Below are 25,385 nucleotides of genomic sequence, written 5' to 3'. Positions count from 1 at the left end.
CGGCGGCGGACCGTACTGGCCGTACTGGTCGTAGCGGGGCCGCGGCGCAGGTGCAGTGATGACACCGGCCTCCAGCAGCAGTGCGGCCACCGCGGCGATGGCCTCGATGATGGTGAAGGCCAGCACCAGCCACAGGGCCCAGCCGATCGAGAAACCGGTGGGCTTGCTGACCACCTGGGCGATCACCAGCAACACAGCCAGAACCGACACCGCTGCGACGACCGCGGTATACGGCTTGGTCTTGGGCACCAGGCTGACCGCGGCCAGCACGGCGGCGAGCGCCGCCGCAATGACCGGGTAGCCACCGCCGCTGCCGGTGAGTTCGGCTCCACCGAAGGGGCCGAGTTCGGCGGTGACGGTGAACACCGGGCCGAAGCTCGCCAAGTAGGCGGCCAGGCCGGCCACCACGACGCCGATCGTCAGATACAGGGGCAGCTTGCTGGGTCCGGGCTCGCCCTGCGCGAACGACGGCCCGGTCGCCCCGTACGCGCCTTGCGGCTGCGTGGGCGGGTAGCCCGGGTTGTTGGGCGGGTAAGTCATGGCCTCTCCTGCCTTGTCACGCAGCGCTCCCCTGCGGCGCTGCGTCGGTTGTGGCACTCGAACCGGCCCGCTGGGCCAGTTCGACCATCAACGCTAGCGCACAGCGCCGCGGGGGCGGCGACCATCGGCGTGTCACACAGGCAGTTCGCAAACTGCCCGCATGCCTCAGGCGGAGGCCAGCAGTGGTGCGCCCACCGAATCGCTATCTGCTGCTTCGATTTCGCGCACCAGCGGCAGTACGCGGGCGCCGAAGTATTCGATCTCCTCCTGGAAATGCAGGAAGCCGCCGAGGATGAGGTCGACACCGCGTTTGCGGTAGGCGGCGATGCGTTCGGCGATCTGCTCGGGTGTGCCGATCAGCTGGGTGCGGAAGCCGTCGTTGTATTGGACGAGGTCTTCGAAGCTGGAGTCGGCCCACATGCCGCGCTTGTCACCGGTGGAGCTGCCGGCCTGCTGCACCGCCGATCGGAAACCTTCCACGGCGGGCTTGTTGGCCTTGGCGATGATCTCCCTGAGGACCTCTTTCGCCTCCTTCTCGGTGTCGCGGGCGATGATGAAGCCGTTGAGACCGAACTTGACCTCGCGGCCGGCCTCGCGGGCGTGGTCGCGAACCTCGACCACCTGCTCGGTGACGCCGTCGAAGTCCTTGCCGTTGGAGAAGTACCAATCCGAGTAGTAGCCCCCGTTTCGCCGCGCCGCGGTGGAGTTGCCGCCTTGGAACAGTTCAGGATTGGGGCGCGCCTCGGTGTTGAGCGGCTTGGGCTTGAGGGTGAAGTCGTGGATGCGGTAGAAGTCGCCCCGGAAGTCGACGTTGTCCTCGGTCCAGATCTTGCGGATCACCTGGAGGAACTCGGCGCTGCGCCGGTAGCGCTCGTCATGCTCGAGCCACGGCTCACCGAGGTGGGTGAATTCGTCTTTGAACCAGCCTGAGACCACGTTGATGGCGAAACGCCCTCCGGAGAGGTGATCGGCGGTGGCACCGAGCTTGGCCAGCACCGCCGGATGCCACAGGCCCGGATGCACCGCGGCGATGACCTTGAGCCGCTGGGTCGCCAGCAGCAGCGCCAGGCTGAAACTGGTCGACTCGTGCTGGAACTCCGCGCCGTAACTCGCCTCGTAGCGCACCTGGCTCAGCGCGTACTCGAAGCCGTTGTTCTCCGCGGTCTGCGCCAGCTTCGCGTTGTACTCGTAGTTCCAGTCGGTGCGCTGCTCGATGTCACTGGTCACCAACCCGCCGCTGACGTTGGGCACCCAGTAGGCAAATTTCACTTGGTCTGCAATGCGTTCGGTCGTCACGGTGTGCGATTTTCGCCACGCTGCCCGAACCCGTCACCGGTTTAACTCGCCGAGAGTTCAGTTGTTGGACGGCAATTGCGAGAAGAGGCGTCAAAAAGTGACGTCTAGACGGACCATTCGCCAGCCGAGGTCGGCGAAGAACTCGAGGCGGTCTATATCGCCGGCGTACTGCTGTGGATCCGTCCAGTGCTGGAAGCCGTCGTACTCGACGCCGACTTTCCAGTCAGGCCAACCCATGTCGATACGCCTGACGAAACGCCCTGCGGCATTGCAGATCGGGATCTGCGTGACGGGTCGGGGCAAGCCCGCGCGGAGCAACAGCAGGCGAAGCCTGGTCTCCTGCGGAGATTCCGCTCCCCCCGTCGGCGAGGTCCAGAATCCTTCGCAGCCGACGAATATGCCGGGCTCCCGGATACCGTCGGGCGATCGCAGCAATGCAGTCCAGGCTGATTCCCGTCGCGGCCAGCAGCGCGTCGACCCGGATCAGTCCAACGGTGAACGGTGATCTGCGACCGAGGTCGTAGGCGGTGCGGGCGGCGGTCGTGCAGCGGATGCCCCGCACCGCGGACACCTCATCGTCTCGGAATCGTCTCGGACGTGGCCGCTATGCACGGTGATGCCGGGTGGTCGGCGGTGCTGTGAACACACCAGTTCGGCCGGCCCGTCGTCGGGCATCGAGCGGACTTCTAGCAGAGCGGCGGCCGAAACCCCGGCGACGGTCGCCCGCCTACCTGACCACAGCCAGGCGGCGACGGCCCGATCCGTGGCGGTCAGCTTCGCCGTGGCCGGCGCGTACACGTTGCGGTGCACCTTGACGTGGCTGCGGGTCAGTTCACGGCGGGTCACCAACCCCGCGGCCAGTGCCTCGCTGGCCATGATCAGCTTCGTCACACGGCAATCGTCAGCACCGGGAAGGGGTGGCAGCCAGTCACTCCTGTGGACAACCGCGCCCAAAGTTCAGTTGTTGAACACAAATCGCGAGAGGAGGCGTCAACAAGTGAGGTGTCGCGATCGGGACCCGGCCTTGCCCCGACGATTGGAACTCGTTCTAATGCTCGGCATGGATTACGGGCTTGTTCTGTTCACCAGCGACCGTGGCATCACCCCGGCGGCGGCCGCCAAGCTCGCCGATGACCACGGCTTCCAGACGTTCTATGTGCCGGAGCACACCCACATCCCGGTCAAGCGGGAGGCCGCACACCCGAGCACCGGTGACGAGACACTGCCCGACGACCGCTACATGCGCACGCTGGACCCGTGGGTGAGCCTCGGTACCGCGGCCGCGGTGACCTCCAGGGTGCGGCTGTCCACCGCTGTCGCACTACCCGTCGAGCACGACCCGATCACTCTCGCGAAATCGATTGCCACGCTTGACCATCTGTCGGGCGGACGGGTGAGCCTCGGTGTCGGCTTCGGCTGGAACACCGACGAGTTGCTGGATCACCACGTGCCGCCCAACCGCCGGCGAACGGTGCTGCGCGAGTACATCGAGGCGATGCGCGCGCTGTGGACCCAGGAAGAGGCCTCCTACGAGGGCGAGTTCGTGAACTTCGGGCCGAGCTGGGCGTGGCCGAAGCCGGTGCAGTCGCACATCCCGGTCCTGGTGGGTGCCGGTGGCACCGAGAACACCTTCAAGTGGATTTCGCGCCACGCCGACGGCTGGATAACGACACCGCGCGACTTCGACATCGACGCCCCGGTGCAACTGTTGCACGACACCTGGGCTGCGGCCGGGCGTGAGGGTGCCCCGCAGATCGTGGCACTGGACTACAAGCCGGTGCCCGAAAAGCTCGCGCACTGGCGCGAAATCGGCGTGACCGAGGTGCTGTTCGGGCTGCCGGACAAATCCGCCGACGAGGTCAGCGCGTACGTCGAGCGACTGGCGGGCAAGCTCAGCGCACTCGCCTAGCCCAGAACGGCTCGGTTGACCCCGTCCTCACCAGACGTGACGACGATGCTCGCACCGAGCGGGTCACCGTCTGACATCAGTTCCACCAGGTCCGCGTCGGTGGTCAAGGCCATGAACCGGCTGTCGTCGGCGCGAAGCCGGCCGATGATGATCCCGGTGCGCTCGGGCCAGTCGTAGCGCACCGAGTATGTCTCGATGACGCCGGGACCGTCGGCGTTGCGGGTGACGGCCACCGTCGGCAGTGCGGCGATGTCTGCCTGCAATGCCTTGCCGCGATCAGGCCTCCAGTCGACGGGCGTGGTGGAGTACACGCCCGTGGAGTACTTGCTCATCACACCGCCGTTGGCGCCCACAAGGCCGAACGTGCCTGGCTTGTCACGCATTTCGGCGACTGTCTCGGCGATGGCATGCAACGAGTAGCTGTTGCCGGGACCGCCGAAGAACGGTAGACCACCGGTGAGAGTGAACCCACGCGGATCATCGGTTGCCAATCCGAATGCATCACATACCGCGAAGACCGGGAAAGGGAAGCAGCTGTAGAGGTCGAAGGTGCTGACGTCGTCGATGGTGATTCCTGCGACCCGAAGCGCTTCTGCCACCGACTGTTTCGCCGCGTGACTGATACTGAGGTCGACGCGGTCGAGCAGATCCTGCTCCGTCTGGTCGGCGTGCCCGTGCACATAGACCCACTTCTCCTCGGGCACGCCGAGACGACGGGCCGCCGTCACCGACATGATCAGCGCGGCGGCGCCCTGGTTCACCTGGTCACGAGCCACCATCAGCCTGGGGTAGGGGTCGCAGATCATCCGGTTCTGTTGGGTGACGGTGATCAGCTCGTCGACCGAGCGCTCCACCGGCGAGAACGAAAACGGGTTCTTGGCAGCGACTTTCGAGAACGGCGCGAACAGCTCGGCCATGTCGCGGCGGTAGTCGGCGACACCGCGCCCGAGACGCGCCCGCCTGGCGTTGTCGAGCAATCCGTACTGGACGGGCGCACCGGTCAGCCCGTGGTTGGCGGTGTATTCGCTCATGTACTGCTCGTAGCCGTAGCCGCGATCCTCGAGCTGGCCACCGACCGTCTCGGTAAAGTCCGGCTTGTCGTCGCGGCCCGCGTAGTACTTCTCCGTGGAGCCCGGCTCGGAGCCCAGCAGCAACGCCACCTCGATGTCACCGGCTGCGATCAAGCCGGCGAATTCCGTCACCAGCTTCTGGGGGCCGTTGCCGCCGATCGACTCCAGCACCGCACGGGCGGGATCCGCGCCGACGCGACGAGCCACCGAGCGCACGTAGTTGTCCGAGCATCCGAACGCCGGTTTGGTGAACGGCGAGCAGATCTCGAACTGCCGCAGCCCGGCGAACACCTCGATCGCCCGGGCCACTGCGGCAACGTCTGTGCCGGTGTCAGCGAGCGCGGCGCGAACCGCCTCGGTGGCCAGTTCCACCGACGACATACCGCGGTAGCCGGGGTCGTCGACCCGCTCGGTGAACTGACCGACGCCGACAATGACTGGGGTGCGCGGATCGACCATAGTTCGACAGGCTAATAGAACACGTTCCTGTTGCGCCAACCCGAGCCCGCACCACAACGTCCGTCAAAGACAAATGTCCCCGCACGCAGTGCGTGCGGGGACATTTGCGATTGTTCGTGCAGGAAGAGCTACAGGCTCTTCAGAATCTCCCGGGCCAGCGTGGCGGTCTCCGACGGCGTCTTGCCGACCTTGACCCCGGCCGCCTCGAGGGCTTCCTTCTTGCCCTGCGCGGTGCCTGCGCCGTCGGACACGATGGCACCGGCGTGGCCCATCGTCTTGCCCTCCGGAGCGGTGAAGCCCGCGACGTAGCCGACGACCGGCTTGGAGACGTTGGCCTTGATGTAGGCGCCCGCCTTCTCCTCGGCGTCGCCGCCGATCTCGCCGATCATCACGATGATCTTGGTCTCCGGGTCTTCCTCGAAGGCCTTGATCGCGTCGATGTGGGTGGTGCCGATGACCGGGTCGCCGCCGATGCCGATGGCGGTCGAGAAACCGAGGTCGCGCAGTTCGTACATCATCTGGTAGGTCAGCGTGCCGGACTTCGACACCAGACCGATCGGGCCCTTGCCGGTGATGTTGTTCGGCGTGATGCCGACCAGCGACTCACCCGGGGTGATGATGCCGGGACAGTTCGGTCCGATGATCCGGGTCTTCTCGCCCTTGTCGACGTTGTAGGCCCACGCATAAGCGCTGTCCTGCACCGGAATTCCCTCGGTGATGACCACCAGCAGCGGGATCTCGGCGTCGATTGCCTCGATGATGGCGTCCTTGGAGAAGGCCGGCGGCACGAAGGCGATCGACACGTCGGCGCCGGTCTCCTTGATGGCCTCGGCCACGCTGCCGAACACCGGGAGCTCGATGTCGTTGCCGTCTTTGTCCTTATGACTCACGGTCGTGCCGGCCTTGCGAGCGTTGACGCCGCCGACCACCTGGGTGCCGGCCTTGAGCATGAGCGCGGTGTGCTTGGTGCCCTCACCGCCGGTGATGCCCTGGACGATGACCTTGCTGTCCTTGTTCAGGAAGATAGACATATTTCGTTGGATCCCTTACTTGTTGGCCAGCTCGGCGGCTTTGTCGGCACCGGAGTCCATGGTCTCGGCCTGGATCACCAGCGGGTGGTTGGCCTCGGCGAGGATGCGGCGGCCTTCGTCGACGTTGTTGCCGTCGAGGCGGACGACGAGCGGCTTGTTGGCCTCGTCACCCAGGATCTGCAGCGCCTTGACGATGCCGTTGGCGACCGCGTCGCAGGCGGTGATGCCGCCGAAGACGTTGACGAACACGCTCTTGACCTGGCTGTCGCCGAGGATGACGTCGAGGCCGTTGGCCATCACCTCGGCCGACGCACCGCCGCCGATGTCGAGGAAGTTGGCGGGCTTGACGCCGCCGTGCTTCTCACCGGCGTAGGCCACGACGTCCAGGGTCGACATGACCAGGCCGGCGCCGTTACCGATGATGCCGACCTCGCCGTCGAGCTTGACGTAGTTGAGGTCGTTCTCCTTGGCCTTGAGTTCCAGCGGGTCGGTGGCGTCGCGGTCCTCGAACTCGGCGTGGCCGGGCTGGCGGAAGTCGGCGTTGGCGTCGAGCGTGACCTTGCCGTCCAGCGCCAGGATCTGGTCATCCGGCGTGCGCACCAGCGGGTTGACCTCGACCAGGGTGGCGTCCTCTCCGACGAACACCTCCCAGAGCTTCTGGATGGTGACGGCTGCGGCGTCGAGCACCTCGGCGGGCAGGTGGCCCTGCTCGGCGATCGAACGGGCGAAAGCCAGGTCGACACCCTTTACGGCGTCGACAGGCACCTTGGCGAGGCGCTCCGGCTTGGTGGCGGCGACCTCTTCGATCTCCATGCCGCCTTCGACCGAGCACATCGCCAGGTAGGTCCGGTTGGAGCGGTCGAGCAGGAAGGAGATGTAGTACTCCTCGGCGATGTCGCTGGCCTCGGCGACCAGCAACTTCTTCACCACGTGGCCCTTGATGTCCAGGCCGAGGATGTTCTGTGCGTGGGTGTAGGCATCCTCAGGGGTCGCGGCGTACTTGACGCCACCGGCCTTACCGCGGCCACCCACCTTGACCTGGGCCTTGACCATCACCGGCTTACCGATTTCCTCGGCGATGGCCTTGGCGTCCTCCGGCGAGTCGGTGACCCGGCCCGGGGTGGTGGGAACGTTGTGCTTGGCGAACAATTCCTTCGCCTGATATTCGAAGAGATCCATGTGCTCACTGTCTGGTCGGCGCTGACAATTTGTATGGGGGAAGTCGCTCCGGGGGAACTGTATCGACACGCGCGAAAGGCGCTAGCCCCGCCTACCACTCATGTGGCACATCTCACCGAGGGGTCCGAGTGATTCAACTCACAATCTCCTGAGGAATACCCGCATCGGTTGCCACCCGCATTGGAGATTGGTTAACGTCTCTGGGGTCTAGATAACGCTTTGATTACGGTACGAGGGGTATTCAGCTTTGCGGCAGCATCGGACGGACTCAGGTCTCCTCGGAGACGATCGTTCCGCACATGCCGCGACCAGGGCTTTTGATCCCGAGCGGGTCGACGTCACCGACATCATCCCCTTTAACGAGTTCGGTGATCTCTGCGACGTAGACTTCCGCGAGCACTCCGCCTTCGACACCGAGTCGCAGGTCGTGCACTCCCCGGAACTTGATGACATGCATGACGCCGACGACCTGACCCCGCTGCGACTGGTGGTACCCACCGAGTTCGCCGCCAAACGGGACAGCGACCGCGCCGAGCAGCCGATGTTCACCAACTCCGAAATCACCGACATCCTGCCGCGCACGCCGCAGCACCGCCGCCAGCCGACCAGCGCCGCCAAGGGCCGCGTGATGATCGCTGCGATGGCCGCCGGCGCTGCTGCCGCTGCTGCCTACACCGCGGTGAAGCCGCCGACCGAGACCACCACCCAGACCGTGCTGGCTGCCGACAAGACCCCGATCGAGGGCGGCGTGACCACACCGCGCGGGATGCAGCTCATCGCGGTGACGCCAGTCGCCGACGCATCCGTGCACAGCGAGGAGCTGTCCAAGGGCGCGGCGTTCGCCCAGGAACGCGCCGAGCGCGAAGCCCGGCTCCAGCGGCCACTGTTCGTCCTGCCGACCAAGGGCGTGTTCACCTCGGGCTTCGGCTACCGCTGGGGGGCGCTGCACGCCGGTATCGACCTCGCGGGCCCCATCGGCACCCCGATCTACGCCGCGGGCGACGGGGTCGTCGTCGACGCGGGACCGACGGCCGGCTACGGCGCGTGGGTCAAGATCCGGCACTCCGACGGCTCAGTGACGCTCTACGGCCACGTCAACACCTGGAACGTGCAGATCGGTCAGCGGGTGTTCGCGGGCGACCAGATCGCCACTATCGGCAACCGCGGCAACTCCACTGGCCCGCACCTGCACTTCTCGGTTCTGCAGAACGGCACGAACTTCATCGACCCGGTGCCGTGGCTCGCCGCCCGGGGCATATCGCTCGGGCCCTACGTCGGCTGAGCGTGGCTCACCCGAACGATCCCCGTTCCACCTCGCCGATCATCCGGCGCCAGCCGTCAGTGCCCATTCCCCCGCCCATTCCCCCGCCCGACGACACCCGCACCGGCATCATCCGCCGCGCGCCGACCGGTCCGGTCCCGCAGGTCGCCGAGCAACGTACAACGCACATTCCGCGGCCGACCGACCAGGAAGCCCCCACCGGGCTGATCCGCCGCGCGGAACCGGTGACCGTCGCGCCCCGCGCCGCGGCCGTCATCGACATCTCCACCGGCCGGACCGCGATCGCCGCGAGCGCGGTCAGCATCGTCAGCGGCTGGGCGACGTCAGTGGTGGCTACGGACCTGATCACCGGGTGGTGGCACACCGACCGATTGTTCTGTGTCGCAGTGGGTTTCCTGACGCTGCTGTTCGCGGCGACCACTGTGTCAGGGGTGATCCTGCTTCTGCTGCGACGCTCGGTGGGCAGCTATCTGATCACCTTCGGCGCCGTGGTCGCCCTGTTGACGTTCGGCAGCGTGTTCGTCGCCGGCGCGCGCATCCCGTGGCCGGTGTACCTGATCCCGGTGCTGCCACTGGCCAGTGTTGTTCTGGCACTGCACTCTTCGACCAAGCGCTGGTGCCGCATCCGCTAGCCGGACCGCCGTGACCGGGTACTGTCCCACCACGAGGCCACCCCGATCACCGCACCCGCCCACGCCGCGCCCAGCAGCCAGCCCGCCAGCACATCGCTGACGAAGTGCACACCCAGGTAGACCCTGGAGAATCCGACTGCTCCGGTGACCCCGACGGCGACGGCCCACACCACAACGCGCCCCGCCCACGACGTGACCACCCACCGGCTCACCGTCCACGCGCAGAGCAAGGCGATCGCGGCCGTGCCCGTCGCGTGCCCGGACGGAAAGGAGTAGCCGTCCTCCACCAGCAGCGCGAACCGCGGTGCGGGCCGGCTCCGGCCGACGACCCACTTGGCAGTGAATATGACCAACCCGATGCCGACGGTGCCGACCACCGCGACGACGGCAGGAAACCACGTACCAGAACGCCACACCACGACGGCGGTCACCAGCACCGCTATCGCGGTGATCACGGGCGAATCACCCACTACTGTCACGGCTTTCAGAAGCGCGGTCAGCCACAGCTCACGGTGACCAGCAAGCCACTCCGCAGCCGGCCCGTCGACGCCGTTGATCCCGTCGCCGACCAGAACGTCCTCGAGGATCTCGGTGAACGCCGCCGCGAAGCCGGCGACGACGACGAAACCGGCCAGCAGCGCCAGGCCGGCGGCCAGCGTCAGTGACGATCTCGCCGCGAGCGCACCCGCCGCGGCACCGAAGCGCCGGTCGGCCCAGGCCACCACCGTCGAGCCGCGCAAACGCTCCAACAGCCACGGCACCAGTTGTGCATGGCGGGCAAGCCAGAACGCGGCGGCGACGAATACCGCCAACAGCACCACCACGATCGCACCGACCCACCCGAAACCGGCGGTGCCCGGCCCGTAAGCCTGCACCTCTAGAGCTTGGTGACCGGGGCGTGGTTGTGCATCAGCTTGACCCGGCCGGCGCTGCCGAAGTCGATCAGCGACATCGCCGACTCCCCCACCCCGGAGACCTCTTCGACTCGGCCCAGACCGTACTTGTCGTGACTGACCCGGTCGCCGGGTTCGAGCACCAGCAGCGGGCGCTTGCTGCCGCCGGACGGCCGCATCGGTGACGGGCGGGGGGTGCCCCCGAACCGCCCGGCACCGCTGATCGGCGCGCTGTAGGACGGTGTGGGATCGGTGCGCCGCCAGTCGAGCAGATGCTCGGGAATCTCACGCAGAAACCGGGATTCGGGGTTGAGCATCGGCTGCCCCCACGACGAACGCACCTTGGCGCGGGTGAGGTAGAGCCGCTGACGCGCCCGGGTGATCCCGACGTAGGCCAGCCGGCGTTCCTCGGACAGCTCGGTCGGATCGCCCAGCGCCCGCATGTGCGGGAACATGCCGTCCTCCCAGCCGGTCACGAACACCACGGGGAACTCCAGCCCCTTGGCGGTGTGCAGGGTCATCATCGTGACCACGCCGGAGTCGTGTTCGGGCAGCTCGTCGGAGTCGGCGACCAGTGACACCCGCTCCAGGAACTCGGCGAGCATGCCGGTCTGGGGCACGTCCTCGTCGGCGCCGTCGGCATCCTCGGCGCCCTCGGCCAGCGCGGCCGCGTTGGCCCGGTCGGTGCTGAATTCGTGTGCGACGCTGACCAATTCGTTGAGGTTGTCCAGCCGGGCCAGGTCCTGCGGATCGCTGGAGGACTCCAGCTCGCTGCGATAGCCGGTGCGGTCGAGGACGGCCTCGACCAGGTCGCCGAGCTCGTCGTCCAGGCGGCCGCGCAGGCCGTCGAGAAGATTGACGAAACCGGCGATCGCCTTCTCCGAGCGGGTGTTGAGCATCGGCACCTTGCCCTGGGCGGCGGCGGTCAGCGCGTCGGCGAACGTCGACCCGGTGTTCTCGGCGTAGACCGCGACGCAGGCCTCGGCCCGGTCGCCGATACCGCGGCGCGGGGTGTTGAGGATGCGCCGCAGGCTGACGGCGTCACCCGGGTTGTCGAGCACCCGCAGGTAGGCGACGATGTCGCGAATCTCCTTGCGCTCGTAGAACCGAACGCCACCGACCACCTTGTAGGGAATGCCGGCGCGGATGAAGACCTCTTCGAGTGCGCGCGAGGAGTTGTTGGTCCGGTAGAACACCGCGAAATCGTTGTAGGAGAACCCGTCGCGATCGGCCAGCGCGTCAATCTCCCCCGCGACGAACCTGGCCTCGTCGTGTTCGTTGTCGGCGACATAGCCGACGATCAGCTCGCCGTCACCTTCTTCGGTCCACAGCCGCTTCTCGCGCCGCCCCGCGTTACGGGAGATCACCGAGTTCGCGGCCGTCAGGATGTTCTGGGTGGAGCGGTAGTTCTGCTCGAGCAGGATCGTGGTGGCGTTGGGGAAGTCGCGCTCGAAGTCCTCGATGTTGCGGATCGTCGCTCCGCGGAAGGCGTAGATCGACTGGTCGGCGTCACCGACCACGCACAGCTCACTGGGCGGCACCTCGTCGGGGCCGACGGCGCCGTGACCGGCAAGCTCGCGGACCAGAACGTACTGCGCGTGGTTGGTGTCCTGGTACTCGTCGACCAGGACGTGGCGAAATCGTCTGCGGTAGTACTGGGCTATCTGCGGGAACGCCTGCAGCACAGCGACCGTCTCGCCGATCAGGTCGTCGAAGTCGAGCGCATTGGCTGCCCGCAGCCGCCGCTGGTATTCGCCGTAGACGCTGGCGACGGTGCGGGCCAGGTCGTCGGTTCCCGGTTCGAGGGCCGCCACCGCGTCCTCGGGGCTGATCAGTTCGTTCTTGAGGTTGGAGATTCCGTTGGCCAGCAGCCGCGGCGAGTACCGCTTGACGTCCAGGCCCATGTCCTTGCCGATCATCAGCAACAGCCGGCGCGAGTCGTCGGCGTCGTAGATCGAGAAGTTGGAGTTCAGGCCCGGCAGTAGCGAGGCCTGGTTACGCAGGATGCGCACACAGGTGGAGTGGAACGTCGACACCCACATGTTGCGGGCCCGCGCCCCAACCAGGGCGACCACCCGTTCACGCATCTCGGCGGCGGCCTTGTTGGTGAACGTGATCGCCAGGATCTGGCCCGGGCCGACGTCGCGGGCGGCCAGCAGGTAGGCGATCCGCCGGGTGAGCACAGCGGTCTTGCCCGATCCCGCGCCGGCGACGATGAGCAGCGGGGCGCCCTCGTGCAGCACCGCCTGACGCTGCTGCGGGTTGAGGCCGTCGAGAAGCTCGGCTGCGTCGGCAGGGGGTTTGAATTCGGTCACGTGCACACTCATGTCTGACCCAACTTACCGCTGCAAGGCGACAGTTTTTTGCACAGGACCGGCGCGTGGTGGCACACTTCTTTAGTGCTCACTGCACGGCGGCGATTTTTCTACGGGTACCGGAGCGCGGCACCCGTGGAGGCATAGCTGCTCGAAACCCGAGAGCCCCGCGGTCCGCAATCCGGATCCGGGGCTCGTCTCTTGTGTGAGGTCCGGACCGCGATGAGACCAGCAGCCTCACACGAGGAGAAACGAAGCGATGACTGTAGAAGCAGAACAAATGCCTGACATCGACGCATTGCGTATCGAGATCGACCGGCTCGACGCCGAGATCCTGGCAGCCGTCAAGCGCCGCACCGAGGTTTCGCGTGAGATCGGCCGTGCCCGGATGGCCTCCGGCGGGACCCGGCTGGTGCACAGCCGCGAGATGAAGGTCATCGAGCGCTACAGTGAGCTCGGGCCGGACGGCAAGGACCTGGCGATGCTGCTGCTGCGGATGGGCAGGGGCCGGCTCGGGCACTGACGCCGGTCCCCCGCTCGACGAAATCGGCTACTTGGTCAGCGCGATGTACTTGGTGTCGAGGTATTCCTCGATGCCCTCGTAGCCGCCTTCACGGCCGAACCCGGACTCCTTGACACCGCCGAACGGCGCGGCCGGATCCGAGATCACACCGCGGTTGACGCCGACCATGCCCGATTCGAGGGCCTCGGCCACCCGAAGCGCCCGGTCCAGCGACTCGGTATAGATGTAGGACGCCAGCCCGTATTCGGTGTCGTTGGCGGCCGCGATACCTTCCTCTTCGGTATCGAAACCGATGATCGGGGCGACGGGCCCGAACACCTCTTCCTTGAGGATGCGGGCGTTCGCCGGGACGTCGGTCAGCACGGTCGCCGGGTAGAAGCAGCCCGGGCCGCCGGGGGCCTGCCCGCCCAGGGCCACGGTGGCGCCCTTCTCCACCGCGTCGTCGACCAGGTCCTGGACCGTGGACACCTGCTTGGCGTTGACCAGCGGGCCGAGCTTGGCGCTCGGGTCCAGGCCGTTGCCGAGGTTGACCTCGGCCATCCGCTTGACGAACTTGTCGGTGAACTCGTCGATGACCGCGTTGGAGACGTGCAGGCGGTTGGCCGCCGTGCAGGCCTCACCGCCGTTGCGCATCTTGGCCAGCATGGCGCCCTCGACGGCCGCGTCGACGTCGGCGTCGTCGAACACCACGAACGGGGCGTTGCCGCCGAGTTCCATCGACGTGCGCAGCAGCGCGTCCGCGGATTGCTTCACCAGCGCCTTACCCACCCCGGTCGAGCCGGTGAAGGTCAGCTTGCGCAGCCGGCCGTCGTCGATCAGCGCGGTGGTGACCTCCCGCGGCTGGTTGGTCGGCAGCACCGAGAGCACACCCTTGGGCAGACCGGCCTCGTCGATGAGCTTGGCCAGCAGCAGCATGCTCAGCGGCGTCTCCTGCGCGGGCTTGACGATCATCGTGCAGCCGGCGGCCAGCGCCGGGCCGATCTTGCGGGTTCCCATGGCCAGCGGGAAGTTCCACGGGGTGATCGCGTAGCACGGTCCGACGGGCGCCTTGGTGACGATGATGCGCCCGGTGCCGGCCGGCGCCTGCGCGTAGCGGCCGCCGATTCGGACGGCTTCCTCGGCGAACCAGCGGAAGAACTCCGCGCCGTAGCGCACTTCGCCCTGGCTCTCGGCGAACACCTTGCCCATTTCCAGGGTCATCAGGGTGGCGATCTCGTCGGTGCGCTCGATGATCGTGTCGAACACCGTTCGCAGGATCTCCCCGCGTTCCCGCGGCGGGGTGGCGGCCCACTGCGCCTGCACCGCGCAGGCTGCGTCGAGCGCGGCGATGGCGTCCTCCGCGGTGGCGTTGGCCACCTTGGTCAGGACCTCGTCGTTGGACGGGTCGAGCACGTCATAGGTCGACGAGGCTGTTCGCTCCTCGCCGCCGATCCACAAACCGGTCGGAACCGAGGCCAACAGCCGTTCAATATCTGGAGAGCTCATAGGCTCCATCATCCCCTCCCCAGGACACTTCCCCGCATTAGGGTTCTTGGAATGACCGTCGACATCTCCGCCACCCCGCAATGGAACGCGCTGCGCCGCCACTACGACGAGATCGCCGGCAAACACCTCCGTGAATTCTTCGCCGAGGACCCCGGCCGTGGCCGTGAGCTGACCATGACCGTCGGGGATCTCTACATCGACTACAGCAAGCACCGCGTCACCCGCGAGACCCTGGCCCTGCTGGTCGACCTGGCCCGGGCGGCGGACCTCGAGGGGCGCCGCGACGCGATGTTGTCTGGGGTGCACATCAACACCTCGGAGGACCGCGCGGTGCTGCACACGGCGCTGCGGTTGCCGCGTGATGCCGCCCTGACCGTCGACGGGCAGGACGTGGTCGCCGACGTGCACGAGGTGCTCGACGCGATGGGCGGGTTCACCGACCGGCTGCGCAACGGAGAGTGGACCGGCGCGACCGGTGAGCGCATCAAGACGGTGGTCAACATCGGCATCGGCGGCTCCGATCTCGGGCCGGTGATGGTGTATCAGGCGTTGCGCCACTACGCCGACGCCGGCATCTCGGCGCGGTTCGTCTCCAACGTCGACCCCGCCGATCTGGTGGCCAAACTCGACGGACTCGACCCTGCCACGACGCTGTTCATCGTCGCCTCCAAGACGTTCTCGACGCTGGAGACGCTGACCAACGCCACCGCAGCCCGCCGCTGGCTGACCGATGCGCTCGGTGACGCCGCGGTGGCCAAGCATTTCGTCGCGGTGTCGACGAACGCCAAGCTCGTCGAGGGGTTCGGGATCGACACGGCCAACATGTTCGGTTTCTGGGACTGGGTGGGCGGCCGTTATTCGGTGGACTCGGCGATCGGTCTGTCGGTGATGGCGGTGATCGGCAAGGAGGCGTTCGCCGACTTCCTGTCCGGATTCCATGTCGTAGACCGGCATTTCGCGACCGCGCCGCTGGAGGAGAATGCGCCGGCGCTGCTCGGGCTGATCGGGTTGTGGTACTCCGGCTTCTTCGGCGCCGAGACGCGCGCGGTGCTGCCGTACTCCAATGACCTGTCGCGCTTTGCGGCCTATCTGCAGCAGCTGACCATGGAGTCCAACGGCAAGTCGGTGAAAGTGGACGGCACCCCGGTGACCACCTCGACGGGTGAGATCTTCTGGGGCGAACCGGGCACCAACGGTCAGCATGCGTTCTATCAGCTGCTGCACCAGGGCACCCGGCTGGTGCCTGCTGACTTCATCGGGTTCAGCGAGCCCACCGACGACCTGCCGACGGCCGACGGCGGCGGCAGCATGCACGACCTGCTGATGAGCAACTTCTTCGCCCAGACCCAGGTGCTGGCATTCGGTAAGACCGCGCAGGAGATCGCCGCCGAGGGCACTGCCGCAAATGTGGTGCCGCACAAGGTGATGCCGGGCAACCGGCCGAGTACTTCCATTCTGGCTAATCGCCTCAACCCGTCGGTGGTCGGCCAGTTGATCGCGCTCTACGAACATCAGGTGTTCACCGAAGGGGTGATCTGGGGCATCGACTCGTTCGACCAGTGGGGCGTCGAACTGGGCAAGACGCAGGCCAAGGCGCTGCTCGGGGTGATCACCAGTGATGGCTCGCCGGCCGAGCAGACCGACAGCTCGACCGACGAACTGGTGCGCCGCTACCGCGAGGAACGCGGCCGGGTTCGCTGAGCCTGCGAAGCGAAGCCCGGCCATCGGGCAGGGCCGGGTTCGCTGAGCCTGCGAAGCGAAGCCCGGCCATCGGGCACGGCCGGGTTCGCTGAGCCGCCAGACTCGCGCCGACAGTAACCTCACGGCGGAAAATCGGCCTCCGGACCGCCGTGAGGTTACTGTCGGCGATGCTCGTCAGGAGAACGGCCTGGTGAACCGCGGCGGCAACAGCCGCAGCAGCGTGACCAGCGGAACCCACGGCCAGGCCGGCACGATCGCCCGCCCGGTCTCGCGTTCCACGGCCTTGACGATCTGCCGCACCCCGGTCTGGTTGTCGACCATCAGCATGGTGGAGTTCGACTTGGCCGTCATCTCCGACTCGATATACCCCGGCTCGATGACGGTGACTTTTATTGGGCCGGAAGCATATTCGCCGCGCAGTGACTCCCCGAGCGAGGACACCCCGGCCTTGCTGGCGCAGTAGGCCGCCTTCACACCGGGCACGCCCTTGTTGCCCAGCACGCTGGAGATCAGCACAAGGTGCCCGGAGCCGGCCTTCTTGAACATCTCCAAGGCGGTCTCAACCTGGACCAGCGCGGAGACGAGGTTGGTTTCGATGGTGGCCTTGTTGGCCCACAGTTTGCCGGTGCCCAGCGGGGCCCCCTTGCCGACGCCGGCGTTGACGATGACGCGGTCAAGGCCGCCGAGGGCGTCGGCAAGTTCGGCGAACACCTTGGGCACCTGCTCGTGGTCGTTGACGTCGAGGGCGGCCACGGCGACGGTGATGCCGGGGTGGCGCGCGGTCAGCTCGGCTTTGAGTTCGTCGAGCCTGTCGACGCGGCGCGCGCACAGCGCCAGATCACGTCCTTTGGCCGCGAACTCGCGGGCCATGCCCGCGCCGAGGCCGGAGCTCGCGCCGGTGATGAGAATTTTCTGCCGGGTCATGCACGGACCTTATCCAAGCGATCGGGTCCCTATTTCAGCAGCCGCGACATCCGTCGGTCGGCCAAGACCTTGCCTCCGGTCTGGCACGTCGGGCAGTACTGAAAAGACTTGTCGGCGAACGAGACTTCCCGCACCGTGTCCCCACAGACCGGGCAGGGCAGCCCGGTCCGGGCGTGCACCCGCAGCCCGGATCGCTTCTCCCCCTTGAGCGTCGCGGCCTGCTGTCCCACGGACCGTTGCACTGCGTCGGTCAGCACCGACGTCATGGCGTCGTAGAGCGCCGAGCGCTGGGACTCGGTGAGCTTGGCGGCGGTCGCGAAGGGCGACAGCTTGGCGACGTGCAGGATCTCGTCGCTGTAGGCGTTGCCGATCCCGGCGATGATCTTCTGATCGGTGATTACGGTCTTGATCCGCCCGGACTGTCCGGCAAGGATCTCGGCGAGGTGATCGGCGGTGAGCTCGAGGGCGTCCGGTCCGAGCGTCGCAATGCCGGGCACCTGCGCCGGGTCGCGCACGATCCACACCGCCAGGCGCTTCTGGGTGCCGGCCTCGGTCAGGTCGAATCCTGGTGCCTCGCCGGGCGTTCCGAGGTGTACCCGCAGCGCGATCGGGCTCTTACCGGGTTTCAGCGGCACCGCGGCCAGCTTGTCCGACCAGCGCAGCCAGCCTGCCCGTGACAGGTGGGTGATCAGGTAGAGCTCACCGGCCTGCAGGCCCAGGTACTTGCCCCACCGGTATGCACCGGTGACGGTCTGGCCGTGCAGTGCGGTGGGCGGCGGGTCGAACGTCTTGAGCACCGACAGCGCGCCGACGTCGATGCGCCCGACGGTCGCACCGATGGCATGCCGGCGCAAGTGGTCGGCGAGCGCCTCGACTTCCGGCAGTTCGGGCATGACTCCAGGCTAGCGACGCTAGATCCGTTCGGCGCTGCGCAGCGGCAGCGAGAACAGCCAGCCGACGATGGAGAGCACGATCGCCGCCCAGATGGCGGTCCACCAGAACTGGTTGATCTGCAGTCCCCAGTGGGTGGTGTGCTCGGTGATCCAGGCGGTGATCCACAGCATCAGGGCGTTGATGACGACGTGGATCAGACCCAGGGTGAGGATGTAGAGCGGGATCGACACCAGTTGCACGATGGGTTTGATGATCGCGTTGACCACCCCGAAGATCACCGCCACGACCAGGACGATGCCGACCCGTTGCAGGGAGGTGTCGCCGCCGACGAAGGTGATGCCGGGCACGACGAGTGTGACGACCCACAGCGCCAGGCCGGTGACCGCGGCGCGCAGGAGAAATGACCCCATGGGTGGAATCCTCCCACGGCAGCGGCGAACTAACTGCGAAGCAGGTAGATGTCCATGATCCAGCCGTGCCGGGAGCGGGCGTCTGCTCGAACGGCGGCGATCTGATCGCCCACCTCGCCGACCGTGCCGGTCACCAGGATTTCGTCGGGTGTACCCAGGTAGGCGCCCCACCAGATCCGCGTCTGCGGCGGGCAGCCGAGGAACGAGCACTCGCCGTCGAGCATCACCACAGCCGAACCGGTCAGCCCGCTGCCGCGCAGCTGCCGCCCGGTGGTGACGAGCACGGGTTCTCCGACGTCGTTTAATGGGATGCGGTGCCGGGCGGTCAGGGCCTGGATCGCGGTGATGCCCGGGATGACGTCGTAGTCGAACTCCACATGTTCGGCGACCTGGTCGAGGATGCGCAGGGTGGAGTCATACAGCGACGGGTCACCCCAGGCCAGGAAGGCACCGACACCGTCGGGCCCGAGTTCGGTCTCGATGGCGCTGGCCCACATCCGGGCCCGGGCGGTGTGCCAGTCGGCGACGGCCCGGGTGTAGTCCGCGTCGGCCGCGCGCGTGGGATCGGGCAACTCGACGAACCGGTAGCCCGGCCGGGTGATGAAGCGGCGGCAGATCTCGCGCCGCAACTCGACGAGGTCGCTCTTGGCCTGGCCCTTGTCCATCGCGAAGAACACCTCGGTGTCGTTGAGCGCGCGGACCGCCTGCGCCGTCACGTAGTCGGGGTCGCCGGCGCCGATGCCGATGACGTGGATGCGACGCATACCGGCGAGCCTATCGAGTGCGGCTGACCAGCCACGGCGCCAGGAGCACCGCCGCGAAGCACGCCCCGGCGACGCCGGACACCAGCAGCGGCAGGCGCCCGTCGGCGCCCCACAGCAGTCCGGCCCACACCCCGGCCGCCAGGATCGCCAGACCGCTCGCCCCCTGGAACACGCCCTGGGCCGTCGCCTGCCGGTCATCGGGTACCAGCGAGGAGATCCACGCCTTGCCCACCCCGTCAGTGCAGGCGGTGAACAACCCGTAGGCGCCCAGCAGAAGCGACGCGGTCAGCAGGTCGGTGGTCAGCCCCAGACCGATGTAGCCGACGGCGAAGAACACCAGCCCGAACCCGAACACCGCGGAGCGGGGCAGCCGGTCGGCGAGCGCCCCGGCGGGGAAGCTGGCCAGCGCGTAGACCAGGTTGTAGCCGACGTAGGCCAGGATCACCCCGACGACCCCGAAGCCGATTTCGTTGAGCCGCAACAGCAGCAGCGCGTCGGGGAAGTTGACGATGCCGAAGCCGACCACCACCGCGGTCACCCGCCAGTAGCGACCGGGCAGGTCCCGCAGTCCGCGGAAGATCGGTTGGCGTGGTGGGCGCGGGCCGTCGCGGCGCTGCTCTCGCACGAAGACGATCAGCAGGACCGACAGCACGGCGGGCACGATCGCGACATAGAGCAGCGGCGCAATCCGATGGTCCAGCAGTTCATACCCCGCCAGGCCGATCAGCGGGCCGACCACCGCACCGAGGGTGTCCATCGCACGGTGAAAGCCGAAAACCCGTCCACGTGACGACTTTTCGATACCCTCAACCAGCAATGCGTCACGGGGTGCGCCGCGGATCCCCTTGCCCAGCCGGTCGACGACCCGCCCGGCCAGCACCCCGGGCCATGCCGCCGCAATGGCGATGATCACCTTGCCCAGTGCCGCCATGCCGTAACCGGTTGCGATCAAAGGGCGTTTGGCGAAGCGGTCACCGAGTGGCCCGACGGCCAGTTTGGTCATCGAGGCCGCGCCCTCGGCGGCCCCCTCGATCGCTCCTACGACCGACGGCGGCGCACCCAGTACCGCGGTCAGGTAGATGGGCAGCAGCGGGTAGAGCAACTCGCTGGCGGCGTCCTGCAGGAAGGACACCGCAGAGAGCACCCGCACATTGCGGGTCAGCCAATTCTGTTGTGTCACGGGGTGTTCAGAAAGGCCGGCGCCAGGACGAAGAAGTTCTCCTCTTCCTGGACGAAGTGCAGACACAGCAGTGCGTACAGGCCGTAGAGGCAGGCCAGCAGGTCGTCGGCCTGTTCGGGACGCACAGCCCTGCGCTCATCGGCCAGTTCCCGGTGGGTGTGCAACCGCTGTGCAAGGCGGTGGATTTCGGCGTGCGTGCGGCTCATGGTCGCTGTTGCTTCGGCGCTGCCCAGTGGCCGCGCTAGTTCCGGGTAGAGCGCGCTGTCCTCGGCGTCCTCGTGGGGTAGCAGGGTGTCCTGGAGGAAGGTGTCGGCCGCGCGCAGTGAGTCGACGCCGGCCGGTTCGCCCGCGGCGACCTGGCGGGCGGTTTCGCGCAGCACCGACAGATCATCGCGCATGCGGTCGTGTTCGGCGGCGAACCGCGCGACCAGGTCCTGGGCGTCACGGCTCAGCGGCGGCGGCCCGGTGTGGTCGCCGCGCAGGGCGCGCAGCGCATTGAGGATCACGGCGAGGTCGATACCTTCCTGCAGCAGTGCGCCGGCAGCGGGTGGCAGCAGGCCCGCGGCGGCGAATCCCATCGCGACCAGCGACAGACCCATCCCCACGACGGCGCTTTGCACCGCGATCCGCCGGGAACGCCGGGCGATCAGCTTGGCATCGGCCAGCCGGTCCAGCCGGTCGGCGGTCAGCACGATGTCGGCGGCCTCCGAGCTCGCCGTCGACCCGCGAGCCCCCATCGCGATACCGACGTCGGCGGCGGCCAGTGCCGGGGCATCGTTGACGCCGTCGCCCACCATCGCCGTCACGGCCTTCGCCCGCTCGGCGCGCACCCTGGCGACCTTGTCTGCGGGGGTCTGCTGGGCGGCCACCTCGTCGAGGCCCAGGACGGTGCCGATCTGGCGGGCCGGTGCGGGACGGTCCCCGGTGAGCATTACCAGCCGCGTGATGCCGGCGGCCCGCAGCCGGCGCAGTGTGCGCGGCGCGTCGGGCCGCAGTGGGTCGGTCAGCAGGATCGCCCCGGCCAGGTCGTCGTCGACGCGCACCCAGGCCACCACCGCGCCATCCAGCGACGCCCGGGACAGGACCGCGGCCGCCCACTCCGGAAGATCCTCGTCGAGATCCAGGTTGCCGACCACCACGCGACGGCCTTCGACGATCGCCGAGACACCTGTTCCGGCCTCTTCACTGACCAGGCTGGGCACGCTGAGCGCAAGCCCCCGCAGCCGGGCTTCGCCGACGATCGCAGCGGCCAGGACGTGCGGCGACAGCTGGTCGGCGGAGGCCGCCAGCCGCAGGACGTCGTCGACAGCCCAGCCGGCGGCCACCGCGACGTCGGTGCCTCGGGGCCGTCCCGACGTCAACGTGCCCGTCTTGTCGAGCACCAAAGTGCTTGCCCGGCCTAGTGTTTCGAGGGCGCCGCCGCCGCGCACCAGAACACCGATGCGCGACGTGCGGGATAGGCCGGAGACGATGGCGACCGGCGCCGCGAGCAGCAGGGGGCAGGGGGTGGCGACCACCAGCACGGCCACCGCGCGTTCCGGCGACCCGCTGAACAGCCAGGCCAGGCCGGCCAGCACCAGAGCGGCCGGGACGAACCACACCGCCACGCGATCGGCGATGCGCACGACCGGCGCCGACTCGGCCGCCGCTTGTTTGGCCAGGGCCACGATGCCGGCGTACGTGCTGTCGGCGGCGGTGGCCGAGGCGCGCAGTTCCAGCCCTCCACCGGCGTTGACCACTCCGCTACACAGCGGCTCACCCTGCTCACGGCGCACGTGGGCCGCCTCACCGGTGAGCGCCGACTCGTCGAGTACGGCGTACTCCGACAGCACCAGCCCGTCGACCGGCAGCACCTCACCGGGCCCGACGATGATGATGTCGTCGACGACGATCGCGTCCAGTCCGACGACCTCGACATCGTCGCCGTTGCGCCGCCGGGCGGTGTGCGGTACCCGATCCAGAAGTGCGCGAAGGTCTTTGGTGGCCCGCCGTTCGGCGGCGGCATCGAGGGCCTGACCGGTCGCAAGCATGACGCCGACCAGTGCGCCGGCCAGGTATTCCCCAACCGCCAGCGCACCGGCCAGCGACAGCACCGCGAGGATGTCCACTCCGAGGCGGCCCGAGCGCAGCGCCGCGATGACCCACCACACGGCGGGCACCAGGGCCGCGAGCGTGCCGGCGATCCAGCAGCCGTCGGCCACGGTGTGCGCGCCGAGGAGCCAGGCCACGCCGCCGCCGGTCAGCGCCGCAAGCGTCACCGCCAGCAGGGCCCAGCGCGTCGCATCCTTCACGGAACTCATCATCCACCTACCGGGCGTAACATCCGCCGCGTGTCAACGTTTAACGGACTTCCCGCGCACGTGCTGTTTGTGCACTTCATCGTGGTGCTCGCGCCGCTGACCGCTGCCCTGGCGATCCTGTGTGCACTGTGGCCGGCCGCCCGTCAGCGGCTGGTGTGGCTGGTGCTGGCCCTGGCCGGTGCTGTCGCCGTGCTCACACCGCTGACCACCGAGGCCGGTGAGTACCTCGAGCACCACGTCGCGCGCACCCCGTTGCTGCACACCCACGCCGAACTGGGCGACACGATGATCGTCTTCGCGGGCGGTCTGCTCGTCGCGGCGGTGCTGATCGCCGTGGTGCACCTGCGGGCCGGCCGGGGCAAGCCGGTCTCGACAGTGCTCAACGCCATCGTCGCCGTGGTGGTGCTGGTCGCCGGTGTCGGCACAATCGTGCAGGTGTACCGGATCGGGGACTCCGGCGCGAAAGCGACGTGGAGCGAGATCCCGTTGACGTCGTCCTCGGGTGAGGGTGGCGAATAGCCCTCAGCCGCGCAGCGTCACGCTGGGCGACTGGCCGAACTCGGCGCGGTAGGCCTGGCTGAACCGGCCGGTGTGGGCGAAGCCCCAGCGCACGGCGATCGCGGCGACGGTGTCCTTGGCCGGATCGGCGGATATCAGGTCACGGTGGGCCCGGCGCAGCCGGATTTGGCGCAGGTACGTCATCGGGCTGACGTCGAGGTGCCGGCGGAACAGGTATTGGACCGCCCGCGGGGTGACGTTCAGGGCCCGCGCCACGTCGGTCATGCCGATATCGCGGGCGCAGTTGGCGTGCATGAACTCGACGGCCCGGCGCAGCATCGGCGGCCAGGTGTCCATGGTGTCGACGGTGTGGTCGTCGGCGTCGGCGAACGTGTTGGGGAAGACCTGCAGCATCGTGGCGGCCAGTAGCCGAACCGCCCCTGCGACGACCTGGTCATAGCCGCCGGCTCCGGCCCGGTCAGCCAGCGTTGTCGCGACATAATCGACCGCCGTCTGCCACTGCGCGGCGGCGGGCGCCGAGCGGGGCCGCCCCGAGGTGAACCGCACGGGGCCCCGGTCCAGGTCACCGGTGATCTCGGCCAGTACGTCCGGGGTCAGCGCGGTAAGCGATACCTCGGCGTCGACGAGGCGGGCCCGGCAGGTCCTGCCGGGGCGGATGGCCAGGACGGTGTCGCCGGCGCGGCAGGCCTCGGCGAGGGTGTCCGTACCCAGGTGCATGGTGCCGGATCTGACGTGGGTGACGACAAAGCATGGCGCGGGCGCGGATTCGAAGGTCAACTCGCCGGGGATGTGCGCCGTGCACAGGCTGACCGGGCCCATCACCACGTGCGACAACGTGATCGGACGGTCGCTGCGAAGCCCCTCGACGCGGCCGCATATCCCGTGCGCGCTGCCGATGAAGTCCGCGACGGCGGCGGGGTCCGCGGTCGTGCAGGTGGATTTCTGCGGAGGAGGTGACTCGAGGACTGCGGTCATCCGTGGGCTCCTGACTCATGCCGGCGTCATCAACCGCCGCCATCGCAGAGCTGTCGGATGTGTCGTCGCATGAGAACCTCGGCGACCGAACCGCCAGTGGCATGGTTGCGGTGCACACGCCCCTCAACTGAGGAGACGCTCGAGCGTTGTTCTCAACTCAGGGCAGAGAATACCTCGGCGCAGGACGATCTGACAGCATCTCTGAACGAAAATTAGAACACGTTCTACTATCGCGGTATGCGATTCACATACGCCGAGGCGATGACCGACCCGTCGTTCTATATCCCGTTGGCAAAGGCCGCCGAAGCTGCGGGCTACGACGCGATGACGATCCCCGACAGCGTGGCCTACCCCTTCGAGTCCGACTCGAAGTATCCGTACACTCCCGACGGCAATCGCGAGTTCCTCGACGGCAAGTCGTTCATCGAGACCTTTGTGATCACCGCCGCCCTCGGCGCGGTCACCACGACGCTGAAGTTCAACTTCTTCGTGCTCAAGCTGCCGATTCGCCCGCCCGCCCTGGTGGCGAAGCAGGCCGGTTCGCTGGTGTCGCTGATCGGCAACCGCGTCGGGCTCGGCGTCGGCACCAGCCCGTGGCCGGAGGACTACGAACTCATGGGCGTGCCGTTCGCCAAACGAGGCAAACGGATGGACGAGTGCATCGACATCATCCGCGGTCTCACCAGTGGCGACTACTTCGAGTATCACGGCGAGTTCTACGACATCCCCAAGACGAAGATGACCCCGGCGCCGACCGAGCCCATCCCGATCCTCATCGGCGGCCATGCCGACGCGGCGCTGCGCCGGGCGGCGCGCAACGACGGCTGGATGCACGGCGGCGGCGAAGAAGATCTCGACGAGCTGCTGGCCAAGCTGAACCGCTACCGCGAGGAAGAGGGCACGGCCGACAAGGACTTCCAGGTTCACGTCATCTCGATCGACGGCTTCACCGTCGACGGCGTGAAGAGGCTGGAGGACAAAGGCGTCACCGACGTGATCGTCGGATTCCGTGTCCCCTACATCAAGGGGCCCGACACCGAGCCGCTGGATTCCAAGATCCGCAACCTGGAGTGGTTCGCCGAGAACGTCATCGCCAAGGTCTGA

The 25,385-nt window shown here is 67.6% G+C and carries 25 protein-coding genes and 1 pseudogene; 7 read left to right on the top strand and 19 right to left on the bottom strand.

Annotated elements, in window-relative coordinates:
- The 4 genes from HBE64_RS03915 to HBE64_RS03900 form a co-directional block, all read right to left on the bottom strand.
- On the bottom strand, positions 1 to 540 hold a 540-nt coding region (locus HBE64_RS03915; protein WP_167097958.1), incomplete at its 3' end, for a DUF5336 domain-containing protein.
- Positions 541 to 705: 165 nt separating this feature from the next.
- A complete protein-coding gene (sfnG, locus tag HBE64_RS03910; protein ID WP_167097956.1) occupies positions 706 to 1,836 on the bottom strand; it encodes a dimethylsulfone monooxygenase SfnG in 1,131 nt (376 codons plus the stop codon).
- 90 nt (positions 1,837 to 1,926) lie between these two features.
- Entirely contained in the window at positions 1,927 to 2,073 is a 147-nt protein-coding gene (locus tag HBE64_RS03905) for a hypothetical protein (protein WP_167097954.1), read from the bottom strand.
- A 246-nt stretch (positions 2,074 to 2,319) separates the two neighbouring features.
- Positions 2,320 to 2,727 carry a hypothetical protein gene (locus HBE64_RS03900; RefSeq protein ID WP_167097952.1) on the bottom strand — a complete coding sequence of 136 codons (408 nt, stop codon included), beginning with the start codon at positions 2,725 to 2,727 and terminating at the stop codon, positions 2,320 to 2,322.
- Positions 2,728 to 2,896: 169 nt separating this feature from the next.
- On the opposite strand from HBE64_RS03900, the gene HBE64_RS03895 reads away from it, so the two are divergent.
- Positions 2,897 to 3,745: an LLM class F420-dependent oxidoreductase gene (locus HBE64_RS03895; RefSeq protein WP_167097950.1), complete on the top strand. Its 849-nt coding sequence runs from the start codon at positions 2,897 to 2,899 to the stop codon at positions 3,743 to 3,745.
- On the opposite strand, the gene HBE64_RS03890 is transcribed toward HBE64_RS03895, so the two are convergent.
- The 4 genes from HBE64_RS03890 to HBE64_RS24955 all read right to left on the bottom strand — a co-directional run bounded on the left by HBE64_RS03890 (position 3,742) and on the right by HBE64_RS24955 (position 7,941).
- Positions 3,742 to 5,274: an acetyl-CoA acetyltransferase gene (locus tag HBE64_RS03890; RefSeq protein WP_167097948.1), complete on the bottom strand. Its 1,533-nt coding sequence runs from the start codon at positions 5,272 to 5,274 to the stop codon at positions 3,742 to 3,744. The two genes, HBE64_RS03895 and HBE64_RS03890, sit on opposite strands and share 4 nt — an antisense overlap.
- A 128-nt stretch (positions 5,275 to 5,402) precedes the next feature.
- Positions 5,403 to 6,305 carry a succinate--CoA ligase subunit alpha gene (gene sucD, locus HBE64_RS03885; RefSeq protein WP_167097946.1) on the bottom strand — a complete coding sequence of 301 codons (903 nt, stop codon included), beginning with the start codon at positions 6,303 to 6,305 and terminating at the stop codon, positions 5,403 to 5,405.
- Positions 6,306 to 6,320: 15 nt separating this feature from the next.
- Positions 6,321 to 7,484, bottom strand: a complete 1,164-nt coding sequence (gene sucC, locus HBE64_RS03880; protein WP_167097944.1) for an ADP-forming succinate--CoA ligase subunit beta — start codon at positions 7,482 to 7,484, stop codon at positions 6,321 to 6,323.
- A gap of 268 nt (positions 7,485 to 7,752) precedes the next feature.
- The gene (locus tag HBE64_RS24955) at positions 7,753 to 7,941 is read right to left on the bottom strand and encodes a hypothetical protein (RefSeq protein ID WP_371744086.1); all 189 of its coding nucleotides are present in this window, start codon (positions 7,939 to 7,941) and stop codon (positions 7,753 to 7,755) included.
- On the opposite strand from HBE64_RS24955, the gene HBE64_RS03875 reads away from it, so the two are divergent.
- Entirely contained in the window at positions 7,936 to 8,766 is an 831-nt protein-coding gene (locus HBE64_RS03875; protein ID WP_371744085.1) for a M23 family metallopeptidase, read from the top strand. The two genes, HBE64_RS24955 and HBE64_RS03875, sit on opposite strands and share 6 nt — an antisense overlap.
- A gap of 2 nt (positions 8,767 to 8,768) precedes the next feature.
- Positions 8,769 to 9,398, top strand: a complete 630-nt coding sequence (locus HBE64_RS03870) for a hypothetical protein (RefSeq protein WP_208300557.1) — start codon at positions 8,769 to 8,771, stop codon at positions 9,396 to 9,398.
- Here HBE64_RS03870 and HBE64_RS03865 read toward each other — a convergent pair.
- Together HBE64_RS03865 and pcrA are read right to left on the bottom strand one after the other, a co-directional pair.
- On the bottom strand, positions 9,395 to 10,273 hold the full coding sequence (locus tag HBE64_RS03865; protein WP_167097940.1) for a phosphatase PAP2 family protein: 879 nt from the start codon (positions 10,271 to 10,273) through the stop codon (positions 9,395 to 9,397). The two genes, HBE64_RS03870 and HBE64_RS03865, sit on opposite strands and share 4 nt — an antisense overlap.
- A 2-nt stretch (positions 10,274 to 10,275) precedes the next feature.
- Positions 10,276 to 12,618, bottom strand: coding sequence for a DNA helicase PcrA (gene pcrA, locus HBE64_RS03860; protein ID WP_167097938.1), 2,343 nt, complete (start codon positions 12,616 to 12,618; stop codon positions 10,276 to 10,278).
- A gap of 247 nt (positions 12,619 to 12,865) precedes the next feature.
- Between pcrA and HBE64_RS03855 the strand changes: the two genes are divergently transcribed.
- Positions 12,866 to 13,129 (top strand): chorismate mutase, encoded by a 264-nt coding sequence (locus HBE64_RS03855; protein WP_167097936.1) that lies wholly within the window; start codon positions 12,866 to 12,868, stop codon positions 13,127 to 13,129.
- A gap of 27 nt (positions 13,130 to 13,156) precedes the next feature.
- Here the strand turns inward: HBE64_RS03855 and HBE64_RS03850 are convergent, their stop codons facing one another.
- On the bottom strand, positions 13,157 to 14,614 hold the full coding sequence (locus HBE64_RS03850; RefSeq protein ID WP_167097934.1) for an NAD-dependent succinate-semialdehyde dehydrogenase: 1,458 nt from the start codon (positions 14,612 to 14,614) through the stop codon (positions 13,157 to 13,159).
- 51 nt (positions 14,615 to 14,665) lie between these two features.
- Here HBE64_RS03850 and pgi point away from each other — a divergent pair, with 51 nt between their 5' ends.
- A complete protein-coding gene (gene pgi / locus HBE64_RS03845; protein WP_167097931.1) occupies positions 14,666 to 16,315 on the top strand; it encodes a glucose-6-phosphate isomerase in 1,650 nt (549 codons plus the stop codon).
- A 174-nt stretch (positions 16,316 to 16,489) separates the two neighbouring features.
- Here the strand turns inward: pgi and HBE64_RS03840 are convergent, their stop codons facing one another.
- The 7 genes and pseudogenes from HBE64_RS03840 to HBE64_RS03815 all read right to left on the bottom strand — a co-directional run bounded on the left by HBE64_RS03840 (position 16,490) and on the right by HBE64_RS03815 (position 22,787).
- The gene (locus tag HBE64_RS03840) at positions 16,490 to 17,239 is read right to left on the bottom strand and encodes an SDR family oxidoreductase (RefSeq protein WP_167097929.1); all 750 of its coding nucleotides are present in this window, start codon (positions 17,237 to 17,239) and stop codon (positions 16,490 to 16,492) included.
- A gap of 29 nt (positions 17,240 to 17,268) precedes the next feature.
- Complete coding sequence (locus HBE64_RS24600; protein WP_243841604.1) at positions 17,269 to 17,736, bottom strand: zinc finger domain-containing protein; 468 nt, start codon at positions 17,734 to 17,736, stop codon at positions 17,269 to 17,271.
- 201 nt (positions 17,737 to 17,937) lie between these two features.
- Positions 17,938 to 18,132, bottom strand: a pseudogene (locus HBE64_RS24595) (DNA-formamidopyrimidine glycosylase family protein); the annotation flags it as partial.
- An 18-nt stretch (positions 18,133 to 18,150) separates the two neighbouring features.
- Positions 18,151 to 18,543, bottom strand: coding sequence for a phage holin family protein (locus tag HBE64_RS03830; RefSeq protein ID WP_167097925.1), 393 nt, complete (start codon positions 18,541 to 18,543; stop codon positions 18,151 to 18,153).
- Between the two features lie 29 nt (positions 18,544 to 18,572).
- Positions 18,573 to 19,307 carry a precorrin-6A synthase (deacetylating) gene (gene cobF, locus HBE64_RS03825; protein ID WP_167097923.1) on the bottom strand — a complete coding sequence of 245 codons (735 nt, stop codon included), beginning with the start codon at positions 19,305 to 19,307 and terminating at the stop codon, positions 18,573 to 18,575.
- A 10-nt stretch (positions 19,308 to 19,317) separates the two neighbouring features.
- The gene (locus HBE64_RS03820; protein ID WP_167097921.1) at positions 19,318 to 20,487 is read right to left on the bottom strand and encodes an MFS transporter; all 1,170 of its coding nucleotides are present in this window, start codon (positions 20,485 to 20,487) and stop codon (positions 19,318 to 19,320) included.
- Entirely contained in the window at positions 20,484 to 22,787 is a 2,304-nt protein-coding gene (locus tag HBE64_RS03815) for a heavy metal translocating P-type ATPase (RefSeq protein WP_167097919.1), read from the bottom strand. Before HBE64_RS03815 ends, HBE64_RS03820 begins: the two co-directional genes overlap by 4 nt.
- A gap of 30 nt (positions 22,788 to 22,817) precedes the next feature.
- Here HBE64_RS03815 and HBE64_RS03810 point away from each other — a divergent pair, with 30 nt between their 5' ends.
- Positions 22,818 to 23,306 carry a DUF2231 domain-containing protein gene (locus tag HBE64_RS03810; protein ID WP_167097917.1) on the top strand — a complete coding sequence of 163 codons (489 nt, stop codon included), beginning with the start codon at positions 22,818 to 22,820 and terminating at the stop codon, positions 23,304 to 23,306.
- A gap of 3 nt (positions 23,307 to 23,309) precedes the next feature.
- Here the strand turns inward: HBE64_RS03810 and HBE64_RS03805 are convergent, their stop codons facing one another.
- The gene (locus HBE64_RS03805) at positions 23,310 to 24,281 is read right to left on the bottom strand and encodes an AraC family transcriptional regulator (RefSeq protein ID WP_167097915.1); all 972 of its coding nucleotides are present in this window, start codon (positions 24,279 to 24,281) and stop codon (positions 23,310 to 23,312) included.
- Positions 24,282 to 24,518: 237 nt separating this feature from the next.
- Here HBE64_RS03805 and HBE64_RS03800 point away from each other — a divergent pair, with 237 nt between their 5' ends.
- Complete coding sequence (locus tag HBE64_RS03800) at positions 24,519 to 25,385, top strand: TIGR03619 family F420-dependent LLM class oxidoreductase (protein WP_167097913.1); 867 nt, start codon at positions 24,519 to 24,521, stop codon at positions 25,383 to 25,385.

The organism is Mycobacterium sp. DL592 (genome assembly GCF_011694515.1).
Classification (GTDB): domain Bacteria; phylum Actinomycetota; class Actinomycetes; order Mycobacteriales; family Mycobacteriaceae; genus Mycobacterium.
The sequence above is the reverse complement of the archived record's forward strand: the minus strand, read 5'-3'. Positions and strand labels throughout refer to the sequence as shown.